At 40.8% G+C, this 3327-nt stretch carries 3 protein-coding genes; 2 read left to right on the top strand and 1 reads right to left on the bottom strand.

Annotation, left to right across the window (positions count from 1 at the left end; genetic code table 11):
- The first annotated feature begins 25 nt into the window (after positions 1-25).
- Entirely contained in the window at positions 26-1393 is a 1368-nt protein-coding gene (locus E1176_RS03595) for an exonuclease domain-containing protein (protein ID WP_185152601.1), read from the top strand.
- Here the strand turns inward: E1176_RS03595 and E1176_RS03600 are convergent.
- A complete protein-coding gene (locus tag E1176_RS03600; protein ID WP_155209206.1) occupies positions 1390-2085 on the bottom strand; it encodes a metallophosphoesterase in 696 nt (231 codons plus the stop codon). The genes E1176_RS03595 and E1176_RS03600 overlap by 4 nt on opposite strands.
- A gap of 175 nt (positions 2086-2260) precedes the next feature.
- Here E1176_RS03600 and E1176_RS03605 point away from each other — a divergent pair, with 175 nt between their 5' ends.
- Positions 2261-3253 (top strand): AAA family ATPase, encoded by a 993-nt coding sequence (locus tag E1176_RS03605; RefSeq protein ID WP_155209207.1) that lies wholly within the window; start codon positions 2261-2263, stop codon positions 3251-3253.
- Positions 3254-3327 lie beyond the last annotated feature (74 nt).

The raw sequence follows: 3327 nt of genomic DNA on the forward strand, positions 1-3327 counted from the left end.
ATTGCTAATCAATTAATTTAGTGGTGTGTATGCTATTGTAGATATCGAGACGACAGGAGGCTTCGCAGGGCGAAATCGCATAACAGAAGTGGCCATCTACGTTCATGATGGCGAAAAAATTATAGACAGCTACGAAACACTCGTAAACCCAGAGCAAAATATACCTACTTATATTACCGGTCTTACCGGCATAAGTCAGGACCTGGTGGACACCGCTCCAAAATTTAAAGAGGTAGCGGGAGATATACACCGGATTTTGGAAAACAAAGTGTTTGTCGCGCATAATGTCCATTTTGACTATTCTTTTATAAAACGTGAGTTAGAAAACCACAATTACAGCTTCAATCCCAAAAAAGTATGTACGGTAAGATTAAGCCGGGAGATTATACCTGGTCTGCGCTCGTATGGCTTGGGTAAACTTTGTGAGCAATTAAATATACCTATAGAAAACCGACACCGGGCCGGAGGAGATGCCAAAGCCACCGCCACTCTATTTGGTATGCTTTTGAAGAAAAACCCTGGGTTTATCGAATATGCTATTAAAAGAAACTCAGGCGAAACCAAGTTGCCTCCTAATCTGCCCAAAGCCGAATACGAAGATCTGCCAGAACTAGCCGGTGTCTATTACTTTTTAGATGCACATGGTGAAGTAATCTATGTGGGCAAAGCCAAAAACATCAAAAAACGGATTACGAGCCACTTTTCCGGCACCTCAAAAAATCGTAGAAATCAATATATAAGAAACGAAATTCATCACATTGATTATGAACTTACCGGTAACGAATTGGTGGCTCTGCTATTGGAGTCTTCGGAAATAAAGCGCTTGTGGCCCAAATATAATCGCGCACAAAAATTCAGGGCCAACCAATGGGCTATCTATTTGTATGAGGACAGAGATGGCTACCTGAGGTTTAACATTAGCAAGTTTACCAAGGGACTAAAGCCTGAGGCAATATTTTACTCTCATGCAGATGCATGGCAATTTTTATTAGAGAAAGTAAAAACTTTTGAGCTCTGCCCTAAGTTTTGCGGCATTCAAAAATCTAACGGGCCTTGTTTCGATTTTAAATACGGGCAGTGTCTCGGTGCATGCGATCACCAGGAGAGCGTTGAAGATTATAACAATCGACTTTTGGAGGCTTTGGCTACTTTTAATCCTAAAGAAAAGTCTTTTGCCATCATGGGTGAGGGGCGTCATGAAGAAGAACAATCTGTCATTCTGATAGAAAATGGTACTTACTACGGCTTTGGTTTTTTAGAAAACGACTTGAGTGTTTCACATATTGATGAGTTGAGAAATATAGTTACACCATATAAGACCACCTCAGAAATAGACCAATACATACAGTCTCATAGCAACAGGCCCGAAGTGCAGGTGGTCGAGTTTGACTAAATCCTTATTCTCCCTGTTCCAGGCGGGTAAAGTGTATCTATTTTGTCACTGGCAAAGACTTCCTTTGTTTCCAAATCCATCATAGACAATACACCGTCCCAACCGGCTCCTGTGTCCATCAACCAAACGCCACCAGACTGGATTGGCTCTAATATGCCATAATTATGAGTAGGTGTGTGGCCAATATACACGGCTTCGTAGTCGGTAAACGTTTGATCGCCTCCGCTGAAATGATTGTCGAGGGCCGCCTTGGCCATAGCCCTGTCCCAAAGGAATATTTCTTCTGTCTGGTTTTCAGGTTTTTCTTCAGGATCTATACCGGCATGCACAAAAAGCTGGTTATTCCATTCGTAATAATAGGCCGCCTCTTCTAAAAGATTTTTATGTGTCTCGGGCATAGGCTCACCATTATAACTCGCGACAGTATTTCTTCCTCCCTGGCTTAACCACACATGTGACTTAGTGCCGTGTCGTGCCCACTGCAAGGCCCAATGGTCATGGTTTCCTAATATAAAAACCAAATGTTTGATTTTCAATAATTCATCAATCGATGCTTTAGTTTCGGGCCACCCATCGCAGACATCTCCAAGGCAAATAAGTTGATCTTTTTCATAATCAAAAGCAGATCGCTCCAGGCACTGTCTAAGCCCACGGTATGCTCCATGTATATCTCCGATTACAAAATGTCTCATGATAGTTTGTGTTCCATTTAGTAACGAATTATACTGGTATGTGTTAAAGATGAGAGTACTCGTTTTTATAGAAATAGGTACAGGTGTAACCCAGAGCGAAATTTTTCGATTAAATACATATTATTGCAATACTTTTGCAGTTTATTAGTAGAACTAAAAAATCAGATCACTGAAAATGGAAGAATCTACAGCGACAGTTGATAAGAAAAAAGAACACCAGGAAAAGATAAAGCAGGTATTTTCTGAAGTAAGCAAAGTAGTAGTTGGGCAGCAGGCCATGGTAAACAGATTGCTTATTGGCCTTTTTACTCAAAGTCACATTTTACTAGAAGGTGTGCCGGGTATCGCCAAAACTTTAACAGTAAGCACGCTGGCCAAAGTATTGCACCTTGATTTTCAACGTATACAGTTTACACCTGACTTATTACCGGCAGATTTGATCGGTACTATGATCTACAATCAAAAGCTGGCTCAGTTTGAAGTAAAGAAAGGGCCGATTTTTGCCAACATGATATTGGCCGATGAGATCAACAGGTCTCCGGCTAAGGTACAGTCTGCTTTGCTGGAATCTATGCAGGAAAAGCAAGTGACGATCGGTGAAAACACCTTTAAACTTGATCGCCCTTTTTTAGTGTTAGCAACACAAAACCCTGTTGACCAGGAAGGTACTTACCCACTGCCTGAAGCTCAGGTAGATAGATTTATGATGAAAGTGCATGTAGATTATCCTACAAAAGATCAGGAACTTGAGGTAATGAGAAGAATCTCAAACATGTCTTTTGATTATGCTGTAGAGCCTGTACTTACCAAAGAGGATGTGTTTGCTATTAGAGATGAGATCAATCAAACCAGCATTTCAGAGTCTTTAGAAAAATACATAATCGAACTGGTGTATGCTACCAGAGACCCTAAAGCTTACGGCCTTACCGAAGCTGCAGAATACATACAGTTTGGTGTATCGCCACGTGCATCTATCAATCTCAACCTGGCAGCCAAGGCAGTAGCCTACATGGAAGGCCGTGATTATGTACTACCAGAAGACATCAAAGAAGTGGCTTCTGATGTACTTAACCATAGATTGATACTCAATTATGAGGCTGAAGCCGACAATGTAAACACCAAAGACATAATTGCTACAATTTTGAATAAAGTGCCTATTAACAATTAGTTAACGAAATAAAAAATAGTGCCTAGGTTATAAAGGAAGCTGAAAATCAGCTTCCTTTCTTTTTTTGCTGATTT

This window comes from Fulvivirga aurantia (assembly GCF_009711475.1).
GTDB lineage: Bacteria > Bacteroidota > Bacteroidia > Cytophagales > Cyclobacteriaceae > Fulvivirga > Fulvivirga aurantia.